The 22886-nt window shown below is 69.2% G+C and carries 23 protein-coding genes and 2 pseudogenes; 6 read left to right on the forward strand and 19 right to left on the reverse strand.

Translation table 11 applies throughout. The features are described 5' to 3' along the window. Positions 1–107: pseudogene (locus tag IE260_RS37020) on the forward strand (IS5/IS1182 family transposase); the annotation flags it as partial. A 6-nt stretch (positions 108–113) separates the two neighbouring features. Here IE260_RS37020 and IE260_RS37025 read toward each other — a convergent pair. From IE260_RS37025 to IE260_RS42240, 15 genes are all read right to left on the reverse strand, one after another. After that, positions 114–1298 (reverse strand): thiolase family protein, encoded by a 1185-nt coding sequence (locus IE260_RS37025; protein WP_189880135.1) that lies wholly within the window; start codon positions 1296–1298, stop codon positions 114–116. A gap of 49 nt (positions 1299–1347) precedes the next feature. After that, positions 1348–2508: an LLM class flavin-dependent oxidoreductase gene (locus IE260_RS37030; protein ID WP_189880137.1), complete on the reverse strand. Its 1161-nt coding sequence runs from the start codon at positions 2506–2508 to the stop codon at positions 1348–1350. Between the two features lie 191 nt (positions 2509–2699). Continuing rightward, positions 2700–3290, reverse strand: a complete 591-nt coding sequence (locus tag IE260_RS37035; protein WP_229881689.1) for a TetR/AcrR family transcriptional regulator — start codon at positions 3288–3290, stop codon at positions 2700–2702. Positions 3291–3532: 242 nt separating this feature from the next. Then, positions 3533–4798 (reverse strand): LLM class flavin-dependent oxidoreductase, encoded by a 1266-nt coding sequence (locus IE260_RS37040; protein ID WP_189880139.1) that lies wholly within the window; start codon positions 4796–4798, stop codon positions 3533–3535. A gap of 131 nt (positions 4799–4929) precedes the next feature. Then, positions 4930–5673 (reverse strand): enoyl-CoA hydratase-related protein, encoded by a 744-nt coding sequence (locus tag IE260_RS37045; protein WP_189880141.1) that lies wholly within the window; start codon positions 5671–5673, stop codon positions 4930–4932. Positions 5674–5793: 120 nt separating this feature from the next. Continuing rightward, on the reverse strand, positions 5794–6558 hold the full coding sequence (locus IE260_RS37050) for an alpha/beta fold hydrolase (protein ID WP_189880143.1): 765 nt from the start codon (positions 6556–6558) through the stop codon (positions 5794–5796). Positions 6559–6644: 86 nt separating this feature from the next. Next, the gene (locus IE260_RS37055) at positions 6645–7343 is read right to left on the reverse strand and encodes an SDR family oxidoreductase (RefSeq protein ID WP_189880145.1); all 699 of its coding nucleotides are present in this window, start codon (positions 7341–7343) and stop codon (positions 6645–6647) included. Further along, entirely contained in the window at positions 7340–7789 is a 450-nt protein-coding gene (locus tag IE260_RS37060; RefSeq protein WP_189880147.1) for a hypothetical protein, read from the reverse strand. The genes IE260_RS37055 and IE260_RS37060 overlap by 4 nt, the downstream gene beginning before the upstream one ends. Beyond that, positions 7786–8238, reverse strand: a complete 453-nt coding sequence (locus tag IE260_RS37065) for a MaoC/PaaZ C-terminal domain-containing protein (RefSeq protein WP_189880149.1) — start codon at positions 8236–8238, stop codon at positions 7786–7788. The genes IE260_RS37060 and IE260_RS37065 overlap by 4 nt, the downstream gene beginning before the upstream one ends. Positions 8239–8251: 13 nt before the next feature. After that, positions 8252–8638 (reverse strand): RidA family protein, encoded by a 387-nt coding sequence (locus IE260_RS37070; protein WP_189880151.1) that lies wholly within the window; start codon positions 8636–8638, stop codon positions 8252–8254. A 71-nt stretch (positions 8639–8709) separates the two neighbouring features. After that, on the reverse strand, positions 8710–10170 hold the full coding sequence (gene mmsA, locus IE260_RS37075) for a CoA-acylating methylmalonate-semialdehyde dehydrogenase (RefSeq protein ID WP_189880159.1): 1461 nt from the start codon (positions 10168–10170) through the stop codon (positions 8710–8712). 70 nt (positions 10171–10240) lie between these two features. Further along, on the reverse strand, positions 10241–11359 hold the full coding sequence (locus IE260_RS37080) for an LLM class flavin-dependent oxidoreductase (RefSeq protein ID WP_189880161.1): 1119 nt from the start codon (positions 11357–11359) through the stop codon (positions 10241–10243). Positions 11360–11484: 125 nt separating this feature from the next. Continuing rightward, positions 11485–11928, reverse strand: coding sequence for an NUDIX domain-containing protein (locus tag IE260_RS37085; RefSeq protein WP_229881691.1), 444 nt, complete (start codon positions 11926–11928; stop codon positions 11485–11487). 95 nt (positions 11929–12023) lie between these two features. Continuing rightward, the gene (locus tag IE260_RS37090) at positions 12024–12356 is read right to left on the reverse strand and encodes a RidA family protein (protein WP_189880165.1); all 333 of its coding nucleotides are present in this window, start codon (positions 12354–12356) and stop codon (positions 12024–12026) included. A 105-nt stretch (positions 12357–12461) separates the two neighbouring features. After that, complete coding sequence (locus IE260_RS42240) at positions 12462–13628, reverse strand: flavin reductase family protein (protein WP_229881692.1); 1167 nt, start codon at positions 13626–13628, stop codon at positions 12462–12464. A gap of 200 nt (positions 13629–13828) precedes the next feature. Between IE260_RS42240 and IE260_RS37100 the strand changes: the two genes are divergently transcribed. From IE260_RS37100 to IE260_RS37110, 3 genes are all read left to right on the forward strand, one after another. Further along, positions 13829–14212 carry a RidA family protein gene (locus IE260_RS37100; RefSeq protein ID WP_189880167.1) on the forward strand — a complete coding sequence of 128 codons (384 nt, stop codon included), beginning with the start codon at positions 13829–13831 and terminating at the stop codon, positions 14210–14212. 210 nt (positions 14213–14422) lie between these two features. Further along, positions 14423–15559, forward strand: a complete 1137-nt coding sequence (locus tag IE260_RS37105; RefSeq protein WP_189880169.1) for an LLM class flavin-dependent oxidoreductase — start codon at positions 14423–14425, stop codon at positions 15557–15559. Between the two features lie 206 nt (positions 15560–15765). After that, a complete protein-coding gene (locus IE260_RS37110) occupies positions 15766–17388 on the forward strand; it encodes an AMP-binding protein (protein WP_189880171.1) in 1623 nt (540 codons plus the stop codon). A gap of 11 nt (positions 17389–17399) precedes the next feature. Here IE260_RS37110 and IE260_RS43265 read toward each other — a convergent pair. Further along, a pseudogene (locus IE260_RS43265) lies at positions 17400–17723 on the reverse strand (SDR family oxidoreductase); the annotation flags it as partial. A 227-nt stretch (positions 17724–17950) separates the two neighbouring features. Here IE260_RS43265 and IE260_RS37120 point away from each other — a divergent pair. Continuing rightward, complete coding sequence (locus tag IE260_RS37120; RefSeq protein ID WP_189880173.1) at positions 17951–18874, forward strand: alpha/beta hydrolase; 924 nt, start codon at positions 17951–17953, stop codon at positions 18872–18874. A gap of 71 nt (positions 18875–18945) precedes the next feature. Here IE260_RS37120 and IE260_RS37125 read toward each other — a convergent pair whose 3' ends face one another. Further along, a complete protein-coding gene (locus IE260_RS37125; protein ID WP_189880175.1) occupies positions 18946–19713 on the reverse strand; it encodes an SDR family NAD(P)-dependent oxidoreductase in 768 nt (255 codons plus the stop codon). 16 nt (positions 19714–19729) lie between these two features. Further along, positions 19730–20257 (reverse strand): cupin domain-containing protein, encoded by a 528-nt coding sequence (locus IE260_RS37130; protein WP_189880178.1) that lies wholly within the window; start codon positions 20255–20257, stop codon positions 19730–19732. 177 nt (positions 20258–20434) lie between these two features. Between IE260_RS37130 and IE260_RS37135 the strand changes: the two genes are divergently transcribed. Continuing rightward, positions 20435–21823, forward strand: a complete 1389-nt coding sequence (locus IE260_RS37135; RefSeq protein ID WP_189880180.1) for an MFS transporter — start codon at positions 20435–20437, stop codon at positions 21821–21823. Positions 21824–21839: 16 nt separating this feature from the next. Here the strand turns inward: IE260_RS37135 and IE260_RS37140 are convergent, their stop codons facing one another. Next, positions 21840–22826, reverse strand: a complete 987-nt coding sequence (locus tag IE260_RS37140) for a quinone oxidoreductase family protein (protein WP_189880182.1) — start codon at positions 22824–22826, stop codon at positions 21840–21842. Between the last annotated feature and the right edge of the window lie 60 nt (positions 22827–22886).

Here is a 22886-nt window from a genome sequence, read left to right on the forward strand (position 1 = left end):
TCCGCCGGCTTCGGATCCGATGGGAACGTCGCGACGACATCCACGAAGCGTTCCTGGGGCTCGCCGTCTGCCTGATCACGCACCGCCACGTCCAACGCCTTTGTTAGGACCTCTTAGTCCCGTTCCAGGATCAGGGCATTGGCCATGCCGCCCGCTTCGCAGACGGTCTGCAGCCCGTAGCGCTGATCGGCGTCCTCCATGGCGTGGAGCATCGTCGTCAGCAGGCGGCACCCGGTGGCGCCGAGCGGATGGCCGAGGGCGATGGCGCCGCCGCGGGGGTTGAGTGTGTCCTGCACCGCGTCCAGTTCGGCCTGCCAGGCGAGGGGCACCGAGGCGAAGGCCTCGTTCACCTCGACATGGTCCATCTGCCGGAGCGTCAGTCCCGTGCGGGAAAGGATCTGCCGAGTGGCCCCGATCGGGCCGGTGAGCATCAGCAGCGGATCGTCACCGCAGGCGTGGAAGCCACGGAAGCGGGCGCGGGCCGGCAGATTCAGCCTCCGGGCCGTCCGCTCACTGGCGATCAGTACGGCGCTCGCGCCGTCGGTCAGCTGGGAGGAGGTGGCGGGTGTGATCCGCCAGTCCAGCTCGGGGAACCGCGCGGCGAACTCGTCGGTGCGGAAGGCCGGGCGCAACGCGGCGATCGTCTCGGCCGTGGTGCCCGGCCTGATCGTCTCGTCGGCCTCGACGGGTGCCGGTGCGCCCGGCACCCGGATCGGTACGATCTCGCGCTTGAACGCGCCGGCAGCCGCCGCCTCCGACGCCAGCCGGTGGGACCGGGCTGCGAACTCGTCGAGCTGCCGCCTGGTCAACTTCCATCGCCGGGCGATGAGTTCTGCCGATACGCCCTGCGGGATCAGGCCGGGCGCATAGCGCTCCTCGACCGAGGGTCCGTGGATGTCCGCGCCCTGCCGGTTGGAGCCGATGGGGACGCGGCTCATGGATTCCACGCCGGCGACGACGACCAGGTCGTACCCGCCTGCCATGACTCCTTGCGCGGCGAACTGCAGCGCCTGCTGACTCGAGCCGCATTTGCGCTCGACGGTCACGGCGGGCACGTGTTCCGGGTAGCCGGCCGCGAGCCAGGCCATCCGGCCGACGTTCCCCGACTGCTCGGAGGACTGGGTGACACATCCGACGAGTACGTCGTCGACCGTTCCGGGATCCACGCCGGTGCGTTCGAGCAGCGCGCCGATGACCTGGGAGAGGAGCTCGACCGGGTGGAGTCCGGCCAGGGCTCCGTCGGGCCGGGCGCGGCCCATCGGGGAGCGGACCGCGTCGATCACCACCGCCTGGTTCATGATCCCCCGCCTCCTCCGTCTTCGCCGGTGCCGTGGACGGCGGGCGTCGTCACGACTGTGCCCCTGCCGCGAGTGCGGTGGCCTCTGCCCTGTCCCCCGTGGCCGCGGCACCCGGAGCTCCGTGGAGGACACCCAGGTCGCCCCCGACGTCGTGGGCCTGCAGGCGGGGAAGGACCTCCTCGGCGAGCAGTTCGAAGTTGGCCCTGGCGACCTCCGGCGGCATCCCTCCGAACGACGGAGCCAGCAGCACCCCGCCGGCGTCGAGACGCTCGACGTAGCCGAGGAGCCGCTCCACCACCTCGTCCGGGGTTCCCCAGACCTGAAGGTCGGCGAGGAAGTTGCAGAACCCCTCGACGCCGTGCTTCTCGATGTTGCGGCTCAGACCGGCGTAGTACTCGTAGCCCGGGATCTTCGCGAAGCCCACGTTGTCGAACTCGTAGTGCTCGACCGTGGATTCCGCGTAGCGCTGCAGGTACACCTGCCGCATCCGGTCCGCCCCCGCACGGGTCCGTGCGGCGCCGACGAACACGCAGATGACGGGCTTCGGTGCCTCGTGCCCGTTGATCTCCCTGAAGCGCGCCCGGAAGGACCGCAGCTCCTCCTCGACCTTGTCCCAGGGCTTCTGCGCGATCACCATCACGCCGATACCCAGCTGGGCCATCAGGTCGATCGACTCCGGCGACACCGCCGAGGCGAACGTCCGGCCGCGGAACGAGGCGTACGGCTTGGGGCGCAGCGGGACGGACGGCTGCCGGTAGAAGTCGCCGTCGTACTCCATCACACCCGACTCGAGGGCCTGCACGATCGCCTCGCTGTACTCGCGGAACAGATCCCGGGACTCCCCCATCTCCAGACGGAACCCGTCGAACTCCACCCGCCCGAGTCCCCGGCCGACGCCCATCACGGCCCGCCCCTGGGACAAGTGGTCCAGCACGCAGAAGCTCTCCGCCGTGCGGACCGGGTCCTGCCAGGGCAGGACCGACACCATGGTGCCCAGCTTGATCGACGAGGTCCTGCCCGCCAGCCAGGACAGGAACTGAGGCACCATGGGAGTCATCCCGTACCCCGTGAAGTGGTGCTCGGGCGTCCAGACCGAGTCGAAGCCCGCGCCTTCCGCTCGCTCCGCCAGCGACAGCTCGTCCCGGACCACCTCCTCGTCGGATCGCACACCATCAAGGTTCTGGAACAGAAGCGTCAGACCGGTATGCATCGCGTTCTCGCCCCCTTCGGGCAGGTTTATCGAACCGACCGGTGGTCGGCTAAGTACCGACTAGTTGGTATCTTACGCGTATGACCGAGCCACTGCCAACCATGCAGTGTGGGCCTCATTCGCGCCCCGGCAGAAAGACGTCGGACGCCCGGGCAGGGCCCGGGCGTCCGCCCGATCGGCAGCCGGCTGCGTCAGTCGCCCGCCCTCAGGCCATTGACGATCATCTCCGCGTAGGTCTTGCCGATGTCCGTGGGAGAGACCGGACCCCCGGTGTCGAGCCACGAATACGTCCAGGCACCCATCCCGATGATGCCGAACGCCATGATGCGCGGCGGGCCGACGGGGCGGAAGACGCCCTCCTCGATCCCACGCTCGATGACGTCGAGGAAATAGCGCTCGAACTCGTCGCGCTTCTCGCGGATCCCCGCGAAGACCTCGCCGGACAGGAACCTGTGCTCCTGGAGGTAGACGGTGATCTCAGACTTGTAGATCGCCATGGGTTCGAGCAGCGCCTCGACGATCAACCGGCGAAGGACCTCGTCGCTCGAGAGCTTCGTGTCCGCGACCACCTTACGGGCCCGGTAGAGCTGATAGTCGATGAACTGGTCGTGCACCTGGACGAGCAGGTCTTCCTTGGTGTTGAAGTGGTGATAGAAAGCGCCTTTGGTCAGGTTCGCCCCGTCGATGATGCTCTGCACCGTCGTTCCGGCGTACCCGTGCTTCTCAAAAAGCTGGATGGCGCTCGTCAGAAGTGCCCGGCGGGCGCCCTCCGGGTCGCGCACGACTTTGCGCCTGCTCCGACTCCTGGAAGCCTGGTCCACCACGTCACCTCTCCAAAACCCGAGCGGGCCCACTTCGTGTACCGCTCCATCCAACCGACCAAGGAGTATCTTAACAGGCGCCCCTCCGCCGAGGTCGCGAAGCGGGATGGAACCCGCACAGACAGCGGCCTCGCAGGGTCGGTAGGCGTTCGTCAGGTCCACATCATCCGACCGGTTGGTACCTTGTGGGCGGGAACCGGACCTCAGACCTGTATCTGGTTGTAGCCGCGTTCACGCAGGATCGGCAGGACGTGATCGCGCATCTGCTGGACACCGCGCTGCGGGTCGAAGAAGGAGAGCGCGAACTGACCGACGCCCGCTTCGTAGAGGGCGATCAGCTGGTCGGCGACCGTCTCATAGGAGCCGAACAGCTGATAGGCTCCCATGCCCATTCCCAGGCCCTCATAGTGTTCCTTGCCGATGCCGAGGTAGGGGTCCTGTGTGGCGCCTGAGGAGACTCGCGCGTCACCGACAACCTCGTCGGAGACCGTCCGGGCCTCGCTGTTGAGGATGTGGCCGCTCCGCGTGAGCCAGGTCTCGATCGCCCCCCGGTCGATCTGGCCGCGCATCCACTCCACCGTTTCGAGCGCCTTCGCGTCGGTGTCGTCCATGACCACGTAGCACATAGCGGCGATGCGGACCTGCCGGCCGTGCTCGGCGGCCATGCCGTGGATCCTCGCGGCCTTCTTGCGGTAGCCGTCGACGGTGTTGTCGTCGGCGGTGACGAAGAGCGCGTCGCACTGACGGGTGGCATAGTCCAGACCGATGTCGGAAGCCGCCGCGCAGATCAGCAGCGGACGCGGACGGCTGGTGGCGCGCGGGTTGATCCGGGCGCCGTACATCTGGAAGTACTCGCCCTCGAAGTCGACGGGCTCGTCCGATGTCCACAGCAGCTTCAGCGCGGTGGTCATCTCGTCGGCGATCGCGTAACGGATCTCCTGCGACGGCGGCCCCACCAGGCCGAACTGGGCGTAGTCGACCGCGTTCTGCCCGGCGACGACGTTGACGCCCAGGCGGCCACCGGAGATGTGGTCTATGTCGGAGAAGACCTTCGCGATGAGGAGCGGCGATATGTTGTAGCCGACGTGGATCGTGGAGTAGATGCCGATCCGCTCCGTCACGGCCGCGGAAGCGGTGGCGGCGGTGGCGAAGTCCAGACCGGCGTCGTTCCACCCGGTGTCGCCGCCGTACCCGCTCCACATGCCGTACTGGAGCTGGCTGTCGAAGCCGGCCTCCTCGACGGCCCGCATGAGCTTCGACGCGGTCGGCCACTTCCAGAAGTCGCGGTGTCGCTCGACGTCCGAGAGAACGGCCTTGCTCGCCGAGAGACCGCTGGAGACGTTCCAGGCGAACAGGGAGATGTGCAGATGGTTGTCGATCGTCAGTTGCGGCTGACCACCCGGGTCGAAGGGACCGCGCAGGGTCGGGGCCTTCGCACCCGGGCGGGCACCGGCGGGACGACTGGGCATGGGAGTGCGCTCCTTTGATGCGATGCGGTGCGATCCGGCCTGCATACGGACCGGTTGGTCGATGAGGCTGCTCGTCGGTGCGGTGTCGGGAGTCTGTCCGCGGGCAGCGCGCTCGGCGCCGCGTCCGACAGCTACCCCCGACGCATCGACCACATCTGGGTGGTCCGCTCGAACTGGAGGGCCACGTCCCAGGACATCGGTGTGGCTCCCGTCTCGCGCCGGAAGTTGGCCACCGCCGCGCGGGCCAGCTCCGGATCCTTGGCGACGCGCCGGGCCAGCTCCAGCGCGCGGTCGTCCAGCTGCTCCGCGTCGACGGCATCCCAGGCGAGTCCGGCCCGTACGGCCTGTTCTCCGTTGATCTCCTCGCCGAACAGCGCCATCGCGGCTGTCAGCTCGCGCCCGGCGACGCGGTCGAGCAAGGTGAAGTGACCGCCGCCCGGGTGCAGCCCCCGCTTGAGGAAACCGCTGATCAGCCGGGCGTCCCGGGCGACGATGCGCAGGTCGGCGGCCAGCATGAGGTTCATGCCGGCTCCCACGGCGGGCCCCCGGACGGCCGCGAGCGTCGGAACGGTGACCCGGCCCAGTCGCATGAACGTCTCGTAGAGCGTGCCGAGATCCGCGAACGCGGAAGCGTCCAGGGGGTCCTTGCCGGCATCGCTCAGCGTCGACAGATCTGCGCCGGAACAGAACGCCTTGCCCGCCCCGCGGACCACGAGGGCACCGATCCCCGGTGTGCGGTCGACTTCCTCCATGGCCTCGACCATCTCGCCGCACATCGGCAGGGTGAGCGCGTTGTATCGCTCCGGGGCGTCCAGCGTCAGGACGGCCACACCGTCCCGCACCTCCAGGGTGGCCTCGGTTTTCGAACGGGACATTGCATCCTCCTCAAGGACCGGCACGGCTTCAGCCGCGCCAGAGTACGTGGGCATCGGGTCTCGGGACCCGCACCCGCATCACGGCCGTCCCCCTCCGACGGCCGGCTCCGGTGCCCGGCGTCACTGCGCCAGCAGGAAGCGGGTGACCGACGACGCCGTCTGCTCGTAGGCGGTGGCGAAGATGTCGTGCATGCCGGGGACCTCGACGATCGTGTCCACGTACGGCGCGTAGGCGGCCCGCTGGTCGGGCGTCACGAGCTCGAAGGCGGGAGCGTAGAGCAGCATGGTCGGCATCGTCAGGGTTTCCGGTGCCGGCGCGTGCGCGGCGAACTCACTGAAGACGGAGACGATCGCGGCCTGGCAGGTGCGGCGCCGCACACGGCCGTCGGGGAGCGCGTCGAAATAGGCGGCGGCCTCCGCGAGCTGTTCCGGCGAGATCGCGCCGGTGGCCCCATGCCCCCGGAGGAACGCCTCCACGGAGTCCCAGACGTCGCCGGTGAGTTCCTCGGTGGCCCGGCGCATCGCCAGCTCCGGGGAGATCCGGATGACGGGCTCCAACAGCACGGCCCGTTCGATGAGTGCGGGCTCCGCCGCCGCCAGGTCGAGCAGCAGCCTGCCGCCGAAGGAGTAGCCGGCCCAGTGCGCGCGGTCGATGCCGAGCGCCTTGACCGACTCCACGAGGTCGGCGACGTACGTCGCGTGGGTCCACGGCGGCTCCCAGCCCGACCGGTTGTGCCCGCGCAGGTCGAAGGCGATGACGCGGAAATGCCTGCCCCACTCCTCCTCGGCCACGCGACGGAAGGACTCGGCCCGGGAGCCGACCCCGTGGATGAGGACCAGCGGCGGTGCGGAGGCGTCGCCCCACTCGTATCGTTCCAGGATCATCGTGCTGTCCCTCCCCCACCGCGGCCGCGGTGATCGCTGTCGGCGTCTACGCGCCCATCGACGCCTTCCTGCTGCGGCGCGCCCGGTCAGCCGAAGCTGCGTCCGCCACATACGTAGAGGACCTGGCCGGTGAGGTAACCGGCCGCCTCCGAGCCCAACCAGGCCACGGCGTCGGCGATGTCCTCCGGCTGTCCGGCGCGGGCCAGTGGGACAGCGCTCACCACGCGCTCACGCACCCGGGCCGGCATCGCCCTGGTCATGTCCGACTCGACGAACCCCGGTGCCACGGCGTTGACGCGCAGGCGGGGCGCGAGCGCGAGGGCGAGGGCCCGGGTGCAGCCGATGACCCCGGTCTTGGAGACCGCGTAGTTGAACTGTCCCACGTTGCCCAACTGCGCCCGCGAACTGAGATTGACGACCGAGCCGCCGTCGACGATGCGGCCAGCGAGGGCCTCGGTCAGCGCGTACGTCCCGCCGAGGTTGACCCGAACGACGGCACGGAAGACGGCCTCCTCCATCTTGTGGATGAGCGCGTCACGCGTGATGCCGGCGTTGTTCACCAGCATGGCCGGCGGCTCGGACGCGCCGTCCACCGCCGCGACGATCGCCGCGATCCCCTCGGGCTGCGTGATGTCCGCCTGCACGGCGACCGCGCCGAGCTGCGCGGCCGTCTCGTGCACGGCCTGGCTCATGTCCACCAGGAGGAGGCTGTGCCGGGTGACGAGCCTTTCGGCGACGGCGCGTCCGATGCCTCGCGCGGCTCCGGTGACTACGGCAAGACTCACGGCAGCATCGCTCCCAGGTGTTCGTGGCCGAGCATGACGACCTGACCGGCTGCTGCTCTGGTGGTGAGGGCGAACGTCACCGCCTCGGCGACCCTGTCCGGCGGTTCGTCGCCGTCGACGCCGATGACGGTGGCGTAGCGACCGCGCCGCCGGCCCTCGAAGGCGAGCGCGCGTGCGCCGCCGACCAGTCCGGCCGCGACGGCGGAGTCGAGCGGACCGGACCGGCCCAGGATCGCCGGCGAGCGCAGCAGGTAGACCACGGGTGCCTCGACGGCCATCGCCTCACGGCTGAGCAGGAACGCCTCGGTCAGCTCGTCCTCGACCTGCCGCCACTCCCCCAGGTCACGCGCCGGTGCGAACACCAGGCCACCTGCGATGTCGCCGTCCGGACCACCGATCCGTCGCAGGGCGTGGCGGTCCACCGGGTCCCCGATGCGCGTCCTCATGCCGCACCGCGTCGCTTGAGCATCGTGACCATCTCTCCTGTCTGTACGACGTCACCCTTCTGGTTCGCGACGTCGACCCGCTGGACCACGACTCCCCGGTCGGGCTTGGAGGTCTCCCGCAGCTCGGTGATCTCGTTCATCGCGTGGACGGTGTCGCCGATGAACACCGGGGCGAGGAAGCGCCATCCCCGGATCTCGGCGAAGGCGATGATCGACTCGTCGAAGATGCCGAGCTGACCGCGTAGTCCGGTGACGATCGAGAGCACCAGCGCTCCGTGCGCGATGCGCTCGCCGAAGCCGCTGTCGCGCATCCGCTCGGCGTTCATGTGCAGCTCGTTGAAGTCGCCCGAGACACCGGCGAAGTTGACGACATCGGTCTCGGTGATGGTGCGCGCGGCGGTGCGGAACCGCATGCCGACGCGTGCGTCGTCGAACCAGATCGAGTCCATGCCGACCGGGTCCCTACGGCGCGACGGCGACGGCGTCGAGCTCCACGCGGCAGCCGCAGGCGATGCCCACGACCTGGGTGATGCGGACCGCCTGGGTGTCGATGGTCGCGAAGATCTCGTCGTACGTCTGCCAGAACTCGGCGCGGTCCTCGTCGCGGGTGAGATAGCAGTTGATTTTGACAATGTCCTTGAGACCGCAGCCGGCCTCCTTGAGGACGCCCTCCAGCTGCTCCAGGCAGATGCGCGTCTCGTCGGCGATGGTGACGGCGGCGGCGTCACGCTGCATGGTCTCGCCGTCGAGGGCCATCGCGGCCGCGAAGACCATGTTGCCGGCGACGGCGCCCGACGACAGGCCGTACTTCGACGGGTCGGAGCCCGCCTCGTTGATGAACCGGTTCATGAGACCTTCCTGGGAAACGGGGCCACCGGGTGGCCCGCCGGCGGTGGAACGGGTGTGGGCCGCAGGTGCTGTCACCAGCGGGAGACGACGAGTTTGTCCTCGGTGTAGAAGCGCAGCGGGGCGTCGCCGCAGATGTGGGTCTCGCCGAAGAAGGAGTCGCCGAGGCCGCCCATGGGGAAGTTCGCCGGCGGGGCCGGGAACGAGTTGACGCCGATGTTGCCGGAACGAACGCGCTTGGTGAACGCGCGGGCGGTGGAGCCGGAACGGGTGTAGATCGTCGCCGCGTTACCGAAGGGGGTGTCGTTGGAGATCGCGATCGCGTCCTCCAGGAATGCCGTCCGGTGCACGGCGATGACCGGGCCGAAGGTCTCCTCCTGCTCGACCGGATCGGTGTGGCGGAGGCCGGTGAGGACGGTGGGGCCGAAGAAGTAGCCGTCGGCGGTCGCCGAGGGGCCCTGGGGAACAGCGCCGCGGCCGTCGCGCACCGCGGTCGCGCCGGCGGTGAGCGCCCGCTCGACGAGGTCTTCCAGCCGCTGCCTGGCGGCCGCGCTGACCACCGGGCCGAGGGTGGTGCCGGTGTCGAACCCGCTGCCCACCACCAGCTTGTCGCTCAGGGCGGCGACCTTCTCCACGAGCTGGTCGTAGACCTCGTCGACCGCGACGACGCGGGTGCCCGCGAGGCAGCGCTGGCCGGCCATGCCGAAGGCGGAGGCGACGATGCCCTCGGCCGCCAGGTCGAGGTCGGCGTCCGCGGCGACGACGATGGGGTTCTTGGCTCCGCCGTTGGCCTGGACGCGCTTGCCGAGCGCCGAGGCCCGCTCGTGCACGGCCTTCGCGACCGGCGAGGACGTGATGCAGGAGACCGCCACGACCTCCGGGTGGTCGATCAGGCGCTGCGCGACGTCAGCCCGGCCGTGGACGAGGTTGAGCACACCGTCCGGCAGGCCCGCCTGCTGCAGCAGCCGGATCACCGCGGTCGAGGCCAGCGGGTCCTGCTCGGACGGCTTGACGACGAGGGTGTTGCCGGTGACCAGCGCCCAGGCGGAGAACTGACTGGGGTTCATCACAGGGAAGTTGAATGGCGTGATCGCGACGCACACGCCCAGGGGCTCGCGGACCTGGTGCGCGTCGATACCGCCGGCGATGTTGCCCGCCTTCGTGTGGTAGAGCATCGGCGCGGCGATCGCGGTCTCGATGAACTCGCCGGCCCGCAGCACTTCACCACGGGCCTCGTCGAGGGTCTTGCCCTGGTCGAGGGTGATGGTGCGGGCCAGGTCCTCGGCGTTGTCGGCGAGCTGCTGGCGCATCCTGTAGAGGTACTGCACGCGCCGCTGCAGCGACATCTCGCTCCAGGTGCCGAAGGCGGCGGATGCGGCGGCGACCGCCGCGTCGACCTCGTCCGGGATGGCCGCGGTCAGCTCGGCGACCTGCTCCCCCCGGGACGGGTCGTGGACGGCGATCCCGTCCGTGCCGGAACCGGTCTGCCATTCGCCGTTGATCAGGTGCTGCGGCGACTTGACTGTGTCGGGCATGCTCTTGGGGTCCCTTTCTCGGCGGGTACGGGGGCGAGGCACTCGGTGCGTGCCCCCGGCGGTTCGTGGATCAGTCGTTGGCGGTGGGGGTGCTGCCGTCGTAGGTGACGCCGAGGTCCCCGCCGACGTCGTGCGCCTTGAGGGCCGGCAGGATCTTGCGGGCGATCAGGTCGAAGTTGGCGTCGGCGACCGGCTCCGGCATGCCGCCGAACGCCGGCACGAGCAGGATTCCGCCGGCGTCCAGTCGCTCCACGTAGTCGAGCAGACGCTCCACCACCTGCTCCGGCGTCCCCCAGACCTGCAGATCGGCCAGGAAGCCGGCGAAGCCGTCGATACCGTGCTTCTGGATGTTCCGGCTCAGGCCGGCGTAGTACTCGTAGCCCTCGATCCGGGCGAAGCCGACGTTGTCGAATTCGTAGTGCTCGACGGTCGACAGGGCGTACCGCTGCAGGTACTTCTCCCGCATCTCCTGTGCGCCGGCCGCCGTTTCGGAGACGGCGGTGAAGACGCAGATGATCGGCTTGGGCGGCTCGGCACCGTTCACCTCGACGAAGCGTTCGCGGTAGTCCTGCAGCTCCTGCTCCACGGTGTCCCAGGGCTTCTGGGCGATCACCATGAGGCCGACGCCCAGGCGGGCCATCAGGTCGATCGACTGCGGCGAGACCGCCGAGGCGAAGGTGCGGCCGCGGTAGCCGGCGTACGGCTCGGGCCGCAGATCGACGCGAGGCTGCCGGAGCATCTCGCCGTCGTACTCCATCACGCCGGTCTCCAGGGCCGACATCACGAACTCGGCATACTCGCCGAACATCCGGCGGGAATCCGCCATGTCGACCCGGAAGCCCTCGAACTCGATGCGGCCGAGCCCCCGTCCCATGCCGAGGATCGCGCGACCGTCGGAGAGATGGTCGAGCATGCTGAAGCTCTCGGCGACGCGGACCGGGTCGTGCCAGGGCAGCACCGAGACCATCGTGCCGAGCCGGATCCGCGAGGTGCGGCCGGCGAGCCAGGACAGGAACTGCGGGACGTTCGGTGTGAGCTCGTAGTCGGTGAAGTGGTGCTCCGGCGACCACACCGAGTCGAAACCCAGTTCCTCGGCCCGCGTGGCGTACCGCAGTTCGTTCCGGTAGACGTCCGCGTCCTTCCTCGCGCGTCCGAGGTTCTGGAAGATCAGCGTAAGCCCGGTATGCATGCCTGCCTCAGCTCGTCGTCCGGGGCACGAGCCACCCAGCAGCGACTCATTCCGACCGGTTGGTCTGTTGGGACATTAGCGAGTGCCCTGCTCAGTGGCAAGCCCCTCGATAGGCGCTCCGCGTCTCAGGAGCAGCCCGCTTCCCGCACCTGCGGCATCGACGACAGCACGGCAGCGAGCCAGTCGACCTGACCGTCGACGCTCGGCAGCAATCCCGGGGCGATCCAGCAGTACGCGTCGTGCTCCCAGTTGAGTGCCAGCCGGCGGCGCTCAGTCTCGGCCCAGAAGGTGTGGACCGTCCAGACGGAGTCCGCGCGGTCCGGCAGCGACAGGACGGGGCCCGTGCTGATCCTGACCAGATCGGCGACGCCGAGACCGGTCTCCTCGTACAACTCCCGCACCGCGTCGAGCAGCGGCGAGCCCGATTCCATGAATCCGGTGACGCAGTGCCAGCGCCCTCGTTCCGAGCCCACCAGCGCGCTGCGCCGGAACAGGGCGATGCGCCCCCGCCGGCCGAGCACGACTGCGACCACCGCACGCCCGGTCGGCCGCCGTACCGGAACAACCATGCCATCAACCCCCAGACCCGTCGGCCGGCGTCACACGAACCGGGCCGCCGGCCTTCCGATGCCTCCCGCGGTGTCTCGGGCCGCGGCTCGCCCACTCAGCTCGCCGCGACGACTTCAACCTGGACCCGGCAGTTGCCGGCGATGCCGAGGAACAGCGTGCTGGTCACCGGGTACGGACCGGGGGCGAACACAGCCTCGTACGCCTCGACGAACTCCTCCAGGTGCGACTCGTCGCTGAGGTAGCACGTCGTCTTGACCACGTCGCGAAGCGTCAGGCCGCTGTGGGCGAGCCGGGCCGAGATGCGCTCGAAGACCACGCGCGTCTCGTTGGCGATGGTGTCGGCCTCGGGCACGAGCTTCATCGTGGCCACGTCGATGGCGAGGCTCGAAGCGTAGACGAACGGGGTCTTGGCGACGGCGGTGCTCATGGGGAGTCTCCTTCGGTTCGGGCGCGTGCGGGGCGCTTCCCTTCGCACGCGAAGGTACGACGACTGCCGGGCCAGGGAACGGCACGGCTCGGTCCGGGACACGGCTCAGACACCCGCCGGCGCGTGACCGTTCAGGGAGGATGCCGCCTGTCGGCCCGCCTCTCTGACACGGTCGATGTAGGCGTCGATGCCGCCGTTGGCATCGGGCTTCGAGAAGCCGTACAGCGTGAAGGCGAGGTCCGCCTCGCCGTTGACGCCGGGTACGGGCACGGCGATCACCCGGATGGCCCTCTTGGCGTCGGACGACAGATCGGCCGGGTCGTAGTTGAGCCGTGTGACCAGAGAGCGCAGGTTCTCGGTCTTCATCGAGCGCGGATCGGCCGCCAGGCGGTCCAGAACACTGGCGAACTTGCGCTGCGCCTCGTTGAGCAGGCCCACCGAGTAGCCGCGCTCACGGACCCGGTCGAGCCGGCGCCGGTGCTCGTCGCGGTCGGTGCCCTCGGGCAGCGTCTTCAGCCACGCCTCGACGCGACCCTCGTCGTACGACGCGGCGAGCGCCGAGCCGTTGGGCGGTGCGAAGGGGAGGTGTACACCCACCAGCGTCGCCCGCGCGCCCGCGTCGGGGCTGCCGGAACTCGCCAGGACGACGAGTTCGTCGTCGACGACCGCGGTCGCGATGCAGCGCGCCGAGAGGTCCGCGGCGAGACTCTCCATGGCCGGGCGCACCAGATCCACCTTGCGCAGTTGCTCGGTCAGAGCGCCCCGATGGCCGGGGGCGGCCAGCGACAGCGGGGCGAAGCGGCCGTAGCCGCCCTGGAAGAACAGCAGCGGCAGCTGGGGGTCCTCGACGTCGAGTTCCCGCACCCGGCCGAGTACGATGTAGTGATCGCCGGCCTCCTGGACCGACTCGAGGTCGCAGTCGATCCACGCAACGACGCCCTCGATGACGGGCGACCCCGAACCGGCCGCACGGACGGCGACGCCCTGGAACTTGTCCTCGGCCTTCGAGGCGAACTGCCGACACAGGTGCTCCTGGTCGGCGCTGAGGATGTTCACACAGAAACGTCCGGCCTTCTCGATCTTGGGCCAGCTCGTCGACCCCTTGTCGGGGAAGAACGCCACGAGTGGCGGATCGAGCGACACCGAGGTGAAGGATCCCACCACGAAGCCCGCACGCGAGCCGTCCGCCTGCACCGCCGTGACCACACAGACTCCGGTCGGGTACTGCCCGAGCACCTCACGGAACCACCGCGAGTCGGAGGGTTCGCGCATTGCCATCTCCCCTGTCCGTACGTACCGACGAGTTGGTATGCTACGCGTAGTCCCAGACTCGGAGCAATAGCCCGGCAACGGCCCATCATCAGCCCTTCTTGGCTCTGTCGACCGGCTGTCCCAAGCATTGACTATCAGACCGAACGGTCTTTAGTCTGCAAGCCGACGAGACCGACCCGTGCCGTCAACCGAGGAGGACCATGCCTACCTTCATCAGCGCTGAGTCCCAGAACGAAACGCACCCGCGTCGCGCGTCCGGCGTCACCGTAGGGGACTTCACCTTCGCGGGGGTCTCGGCCCTCGATCCGGTCACGGGTCGGCGCGCCGCTTCGGCCGTCACGATCCGCGACGAGATCCGCCACTGCTTCGCCTCCCTCGACGAAGTCCTGCGCCAGGCCGGCCTCACCCGCTCCGACCTGCTCAAGACGACCTGCTGGGTGAGCGACGACGCGTACCGGACGGAGTTCATCGAGGCGTACCTGGCCGAATGCGTACCGGGCGTGTACCCCGCGCGCGTCACGCTGCGGGCCGGCATCCCCGGCGACTGCCGCGTCGCGATCGAAGCGGTCGCGGCGAGGTCGTAAGCGGGCCTGAGCCCGCGGCGCCCGTGGCACTCAAGGAGAGCCGGACCGCCGCCGACAGGCGCCGCGCAGACCTTGCCGGACACCCTCTCCAGCAGATCATCCCGTCGTGCGAGTGAACGCCCGCGCCCCGAGCGTTCGCCGTCGGCGGCCACCCAACCACCGGAAGAGCGGCGACCGGCACGGACGCGTTCGCCACGAGGGAGATGCTTCGTGAGAGTCGACATTCTGCACTCGTTCTCCAACGAAGGAAACGTCCGGCCCTGGCGGGACGTCCTGAACCGGGCCCGACGCCGGATCAAGCTCGCGGACGAGCTGGGCATCGACGGATTCTGGCTCGGTGAGCACCACTTCGACCACGCCGGGATCGACCAGTCGCCCAACCCCGCGATGCTGATGGCGGACCTGGCCAGTCGGACCTCCCGGATCCGCATCGGCATCGCCGCGATCATCCTGCCTTTGTGGCACCCGCTTCGTCTGGCCGAGGATCTCGCGATGCTCGACCACATGACCGACGGCCGCCTCGACGTCGCGCTCAGCCGCGGCATCCTGCAGGCCGAGATCATCAACCTCAACGCGGAGGCCGACCGGGCCGACGACCGGCGCAGCAAGGAGATCTTCGCCGAACGCCTCGACATCCTGCGGGCCGCGTGGTCACAGGACCCGTTCTCCTGGAGCAGCGAGCGGTTCCGGATCCCGCATCCCGACACCAGGTGGCCGGGTGCCGGAGAGAAGTACACCGACGACAACGGCCGCGTCACCGGTCTCAGCATCGTGCCCCGGCCCGCCCAGCCCGGCGGCCCCCCGCTGTTCAGCGTCACCGACACCGTCGGGGGGTTCGTCGGCGCGGCGCAGCAAGGGCTGAACGTCATCACCTGGTTCCCCACTCGGCGGGTGCTCGACGGCCTCAACGCCGCATACCAGGAGGAGCTGGACCGCGCGGAGCAGCCGAACCCGGCTCTCGCCCGCTCGTCCGCGATCCTGCGGGGCTGCCTGATCGCCCCGACCGACAACGAGGCCCGGGAACTGACCGAAGCCCAGATCAACGACAACGTCGCCTTCATCGACAAGGTGCGCGGCCGCAAGATCTGGCTCGACCGTGGCGAAAACCCCGACGATCCCGGCATTCGCGAGCAGAAGCCGTTCGACCTGCTCTTCGAGCGCGATCACCTGCTCATCGGCTCCCCCGGCACCGTCGCGGAGAAGATGATCCAGATCGCTCGCACCCAGAACGTCGAGCACTGGTTGCTCTCCCACTACCAGGACGAGGACGACGCGTACGTCGACCGGTCCCTGCGGCTACTGGCCGATGAGGTCCTGCCGAAGGTGCGCGCGGCGCTCGGCCGGTAAGGGAAGGTCCGCTGTGGGGATCACCGATTCCCCGCGCCGTCCAGCTCTGGCGGGCCGTGCTGCAACGCCGACGAGTTGCCCCCAAGGTCTCGTCACGGCACCCGTTCCGTGATCTCCTACCCGGCACGCCGGGAGGCACAGTCGATGCCCTCCCGGCGGGCCGGGTCACCGGTTCTTCCCTCCTTCCGCTGCCGAACGGAGCCGAAGTGCGACACGACCAGGAGTACGCGAGCATCCCGAACGCCGTCCGCCGCGCCGCCGACCGCTTCGGCGACGCGGCGGCCGTCATCGACGGTGCTCACCGGTGGAGCTTCCGGGAGCTGGCAGAACGGATGACACACGCGGTACGCGCCGCGCTCGCCCTGGGCATAGGCCCCGGCGACCGGGTCGCCCTCTGCGCGCCGAATTCGGCCGAGTGGATCGTCGCCGCGCTCGGCGTCCAGGGCGCTGGGGGCATCGTGGTGCCGCTCAACACCCGGTTCAAACCGGCCGAACTCGCCTACGTCCTGCGTGCGTCGGCGGCCAAGGCTCTCTTCGCCGCCGAGTTCCTCGGCACCGACTACGTCGCGGAGCTCCGCAGGACCGCACCGGACGTACCCACGCTGCGCTCAACGGTCTCGCTGCTCGGGCCGCGCGGTTCGCCGGACCTCGCCTGGGACGACTTCCTGGACGCCGGCTCGTCCGTCGCCGAGGCGGAGGCGCACGCCGCGATCGACCGGCTGACCCCGGACCAGGTCTGCGACATCATGTTCACCTCCGGCACTACCGGCCATCCCAAAGGCGTGATACTGACCCATGGCCAGTCCCTGCGGCTGTACGGCTGGCTGGGGCATGCCTACGGCTACAAGGACTCCGACATCTCGCTGATCGTCCCGCCGTTCTTCCACTGCTTCGGTTCCAAGGCCGGTTGGCTCACTTCCCTGCTGCACGGAGTCACAGTCGTCCCCGCGCCGGTCTTCGAGCCTCGGCGGACGTTGGAACTCGTCTCGGAGGAGAAGGTCACCGTCCTGTCCGGTCCCCCGACCCTCTTCCAGGACCTGATCGACTGCCCGGATCGCGCCCGCTACGACCTCTCGTCCCTCCGCTTCGCCATGACGGGGGCCACCACCATTCCCGAGTCCCTCATCCACGCCATGCGCGACGAGCTCAGCTTCGAGGTGGTCATGAGTGCCTACGGACTCACCGAGGCGTCGGCACTGGTGACCACCACCCGCGTCGACGACGCCGCACGCACGGTGGCACGCACCACCGGCCGTGCGATACCCGACGTCGAGGTCCGGATCGTCGACCCGACCGGCCGTGTACTGCTCCCCGGGCAGCCCGGCGAGGTGGTGATGCGCGGCTACACCATGACACGCGGCTACTGGCAGGACCCCGACGCCACCGCGGCACTGATCGACCGGCACGGCTGGCTGTACACCGGTGACGTGGGCTGCCTGGACGCCGACGGCAACCTGTCGATCATCGACCGCATCAAGGACATGTACATATCCGGCGGGTTCAACGTCTACCCCACCGAGGTCGAACGGCTGTTGCAGACCTGCGAGTCAGTGGAGCAGGTCTCGGTCGTCGGCGTCCCCGACCTTCGCCTGGGCGAGGTGGGGTGCGCGTTCATCGTTCCGAGGCCCGACCGCCGCTTGACGGAGGAACAGGTCGTCGCCTGGGCACGCGACAACATGGCGAACTTCAAGGTGCCGCGGTACATCCGCTTCGTCGAGCAGCTTCCGCGCAACGCCAGCCACAAGGTGCTCAAGCATCGGTTGCGGGCCGAGTTCACCGGCGCGGGCGCCCCCAGCCCCGCCTCCGCCGGACACCGGCGGAACGGATAGGCGGCGGCGTGCAGGGATTCGGCCAGGACCGGGTATTGGATGAAGCCGCTGGTCATCGTTGTCTCCGCGGCTCCGGGAGCGACGGTGTTGCCCCAGATGTCCCGGCTGCCGAAGTCGATGGCGATGCTACGGGTGAGCCTGGCCAGGCCCGCTATGGCCGCCCCGTTGGCCCTCCGGCGGCCCTGGACGGCGGTGAGATCTGCCGGTGAGTCGACATTGACGATCTTCATGTCGAGCGTGCGGCGCCATTCCGTCCGGGCCGAGCGCGTGAGAGCGGTCGTCGAAGCAATCCGGCACCGCAACAGCTGGGACGCGGGCCGACGCACCCGCGACATGAACGAGTGGCTGATCGACGCCCTGCGGTCAAGCCGGCCCGCCTACCTGGAGAGCCGGACCTCCAGCCGGACCTGGACGAAGTCCTGTCGCAAGCCCGAAGGGCCCACGTCACCCCTCATGGGGGGCCCGATCTGGCCCTGGTTAGCCGGTTCGATTGTTGGAATTCGTCCTGTATGCACAAGGCCGTCGCCCACGGCCACGGCGACGCGTACAGCAAGGAGCAGCCATGGAATCCGTGCGATTCAAGAACCGCACCTGGGACGTCGCGGCAGATCTGCGGCTCCCGAAGGACTTCGACGCCACGAAGAAGTATCCCGCGATCATCTGCGCCCATCCGATCAGCAGCTGCAAGGAACAGACCGCTGGGAGCATCTACGCCGAGAGGCTCACCGAGCAGGGATACGTGACCCTCGCATTCGACGCCTCCTTCCAAGGTGAGAGCGGTGGCGAACCGCAGTACCTCGAAGACCCGGCGACCCGCGTGGAGGACTTCCGCTGCGCCGTGGACTACCTGGTGACGCTCGACTACATCGACGAGAACCGCATCGGCGCCCTCGGTGTCTGCGGCGGCGGGGGTTACGCCGCCAACGCCACGATGACGGAGCACCGGATCAAGGCGCTGGTCACCGTCGTCGGTGCCAACTACGGACGGCTCATGCGCGAGGGCAACCTGACCCCCACCGCGGCCGTCGACACGCTCGAGGCGATCGGCAGGCAGCGGACGGCCGAAGCGCGCGGCGCGGAACCGGCGATCACGACCTACATCCCCGACTCCCAGGAGGAACGGAAGCAGGCCGGCATCGACGACGTCGACATCATCCAGGCCATCGACTACTACAAGACGCCCCGGGGACAGAACCCCAACTCCCCGAACAAGCTGCGCTTCTCCGGCCTGGCGGCAGCGGTGGGCTGGGACGCCTTCCACCTGGCCGAGGTGCTGCTGACGCAGCCGCTCCAGGTCATCGTGGGAGACGTGCCGGGCAGCTTCGGCTCGTACCGGGACGGCTTCGAGCTCTTCGACCGGGCCCGGTCCGAGAAGAAGGACATCCTGGTCGTCGAGGGCGCGAGCCACTACGACCTGTACGACAAGCCGGAGGCGGTGGACCAGGCGTTCGAGAAGATCACACCCTTTTTCAAGGAGAACCTCTAGGCCGACACAGCACCGGCCTGCGACGGTCAGCCCGCCGGCGGGTGGACTGACCGTCGCAGGCTGGTCGGCGGTCACCGCGCCAGCCAGCCCCCGTCGACGGCGACGGCGTGGCCGGTGACGAACGACGCGGCGTCCGAGCCGAGCCACAGCACGACGTCGGCGATCTCCTCAGGGTTGCCGAGGCGCCCCATGGGCTCCAGCGCCACCATGGCGGCGCGGCCCTCGTCGGTGCCACCGCTGAATTCCGCGGCCATCGGAGTGTCGATCGCACCCGGGAGGACGGCGTTGACGCGGATGCCCCGGGTGGCGTAGTCGAGTGCCGCCTTCTTGGTCAGCCCCACGACGGCATGCTTGGACGCGGTGTACGCCGTCAGCCCCAGGGAGGCGATCTCGCTCGCGACCGAACCGGCGTTGACGATCGCTCCACCGCCCTGCGCGAGCATCACCGCGGCCTGGTACTTGAGGCAGTGGAAGACACCCGACAGGTTGACCGCGATGACACGGTTCCACGCCTCCAGCTCGACCGCGTCCACGGTGGCGTGCGGATCGAAGGTCGCCGCGTTGTTGAAGGCGACGTCGAGACGGCCGAAGGTCTCCACGGTCGCCATCACGGCCCGCTCGACCTGAGCGGCGTCGGAGACGTCGGTCGGAAGCACCTGCACCTTGCTGCCGGTCGCGGCGATGAGCGACGCGGTCTCCTCGAGTCTCTCCGCGTCGATGTCGGCGATCGCGACCTCGGCACCGGCCCGGGCGAACGCGAGTGCGGTGCTGCGGCCTATGCCCGATCCGGCACCGGTCACGAAGGCGACCTTGCCGGAATAATCGAATGTGGTGGCCACGGATGGCTCCTCCGAATCAGTTCGCCGTCGGCAGCATCACGGCCACCATCGTCACGGGCTTGTCCGTGCGGTTGCTCCACGCGTGCTTGTTGCCGCGGTTGATCACGGTGTCGCCGGCCCGCAGCAGCGTCTCACCGGTCTCGTACACGACGTGGATCTCGCCGTCGAGGATGCAGGCGACGTCCACGGTGTCGGTGGCGTGCCGGCCCATCACGGCGCTGTCGGCGGCGTGGGCGTCCTCGCCGTGCAGGGTGTCGATCGACTGCACGTACACCTCGGGATCGATCTCACTGTCCGGCGGGAAGGTGGCCAACCGGACGACCAGTCCACGAGCCGGCGGCGCCAGTTCGACCTCCGCACGCATCGCGTCGTCGGCGTCCACGCTGGTGGGCAGTTCGTCGAGCCGCCAGACGTCGTTCACCGTGAAGGCGGGCAGCGCCACGCGCGTCGCGGTGAGCTCGTCCTCGACGATCGTCGACTTGCCGTTCGCGTCCACTCCGGCGACCACCCGCCGTGCTCTCTTCTCAAGGTGTTCTCCGCTCATCGCCCACTTCCCTTCGAGACCGACTCTCGACGCCATATTTTTTATATGATACTTCTCACGAGAAGCAACCATCCGATCACCGGGTGCATGAAAGAAGCCGCCATTCCCCGTCCGCGGTCATGACCACCCCCGCCTCGCACGAGCCGCCACCCCCGGTCGAACGTAAGGACCCACCCCGTGACGCATCCGCTCAATTCCCCCGGCACCGCATCGCCGCCCCCTCGAGCCGCACAGAGAATCGGCCCCGCGGTAGTCATCGGCACCACCCTCGAATGGTTCGACTTCTACCTCTACGCCTCCATGGCCGCATTGGTGTTCGGACGGATCTTCTTCCCCTCGGAAGACTCCTCCCTCAGCACCCTGGCCGCGTTCGCCACCTTCGCCGTCGGGTTCCTGGCCCGCCCCCTCGGGGGAATCCTCTTCGGCGTCCTGGGCGACAGGATCGGCCGTAAGGCCGTGCTGTCGCTCAGTCTGCTGATCATGGGGCTCGCATCGGGACTCATCGGCCTGCTTCCCTCCTACGCGGCCATCGGAGTCGCCGCCCCGGTGCTGCTGGTGATCCTGCGCATACTGCAGGGCTTCGGGGCGAGCGCCGAGCTCGGCAGCGCCATCGCGGTGGCCTACGAGCACGCCGACGACCGGACGAGGGGCCGCTACGCGGCGCTACCCGCGCTGGGCGCTCAGATCGGCCTGCTCGCCGCCTCCTTGACGGTCACCGCCGTCACCAGCTTCGGCGACGATTTCCTCTACACCTGGGGCTGGCGGATCCCGTTCGTCGCGAGCTTCGCCATCGTCGGAGTGGGCCTCTGGATCCGCCGCACCATGCCGGAGACGCCCGAGTTCGAACGGGTGGCCGTGGATGCGAGGGAGCGCAAGACCCTCCACGTCCTGCGCGACCTCATGAAGTCCGACTGGCGAGGACTGGCGGTCGTCGCGGCGGTCTACGGCGGTTACGCGGCGATCTCCTACACGTTCAAGACCTTCTCGCTGTCCTACCTGACCGAATTTCAGGGGGTGGCCGCCAACGTGGGGTCCTTCGGCGTCACTCTGGCCAGCGCGGTCGCGATCGTCACGGTGCCGGTCATCGGCCGGCTCTGCGACCGGATCGACGTCCGCCGCGCCATCATCGGCGGAGCCTGCGGTGTGCTGCTGCTCGCGTTCCCCATGTTCTGGGTCCTCGACACCGGACGGCCCGTCTACATATGGGCTCTGCTGATGCTGACGACGGGCGTCCTCGCACCCGTCATCATCGTCGCGGCGAGCCCATTCATGGCCCGTCAGTTCCCCACCGAGGTCCGCGCGTCGGGACTCGGTACGGGACGTGAGATCAGTGGTGCCACGGCCGGCGGGCTCGCTCCGATGGCGGCTCTCGCCATGGTCACCATGTCTTCCAGCCACGCCACTTGGGGGGTCTCGCTACTGATCGTGGCCTCCGCGCTGCTGGTCGTCCTCGGCGCGTGCTTCGATCAGCAGCACCGCGTCCGTGCCCGAACCCGCCCGCTCTCGGACGCACCGGAAGCAGCAGGCTCCACCCGCGGAAGCGACCACCGGGCGACCGCGGACTGATCCGGTTCGCACCGAGTCAGGGCACCGTGAGGACGATCTTTCCGTGGGCCTGGTGGGAGCGTAGCCTCCGCACGGCCTCGAAGGCGGTGTCGAACGTGTACGTGCCGTCGATCGCGGGACGCACCCGGCCGTCCACGACGGCCGGCATCAGTCGGCTCGACGCCTCGGACAGGACCGCGCCGAGTTCGGCCGCCCGCGTGAAGCCGAAGGACACGCCGCCCACCCGCAGATGACGGTAGGACAGAGCGTCCAGGTCGATGGTGGACTCGGCCCGGTCCAGGCGTCCGATGTTGACCACGGACCCGTCGACGCGGGTGGCGGGCAGACACGCGGCGAAGGTCTCTCCGCCGACATGGTCGAGGACCAGGTCGACCCCCTGACCGCCGGTGATCTTCAGGACGGAGTCCGTGAGGTCCTCCTCCGAGGTGCTCACGACTTCGTCCGCTCCGGCCTGCCGGATCAGAGCACGCTTGGCGGCCGTGCGGGTGGAGGCGATGACGGTCGCGGCGCCGAGGGCCTTGGCGATCCGGACACCGATCAGGCCGATGCCCGACGTCGCGCCGGTGATCAGAACCGACTGCCCGGCCCGGAAACCGCCGCACATCAGTGCTCCGTGCTCGGTCAGCAGTCCGGTGGGCAGCGCGCACGCCTCCTCGTACCCGAGGCCGTCGGGGACGGCGACCATGTGCCGGTGGTCGGCGAGCACGTACTGGGCGAAACTGCCCGGAGTGGTGCCCATCACCCGTGCTCCGACCGTCAGGCCCGCCACACCCTCACCCACGGCCGCGACCTCGCCGGCGAACTCGTACCCGGCCTGGTACTCCTGGCCCGTGCCGCCGACCGTCGGGTCGGCGGCCTCCAGCATCGGGCCGTCCCCGTGGTTCAGGGCCACGGCGCGGGCACGCACCAGCACCTGGCCGGGCCCGGCCTCGGGGACCGGGACCTCCCGGAGCTCCCATTCGGGGCCTGTGCCGCCGAACAGCGCGGTCATCGTCACGGACATGCGTGCTCCTTCACGTACAGGCCGTGCCACCCATGGCACGCGGGCCTGACCACCGTCTGC

Origin of the sequence: Streptomyces viridiviolaceus (assembly GCF_014650995.1) — a bacterium.
GTDB classification, from domain to species: Bacteria; Actinomycetota; Actinomycetes; order Streptomycetales; family Streptomycetaceae; genus Streptomyces; species Streptomyces viridiviolaceus.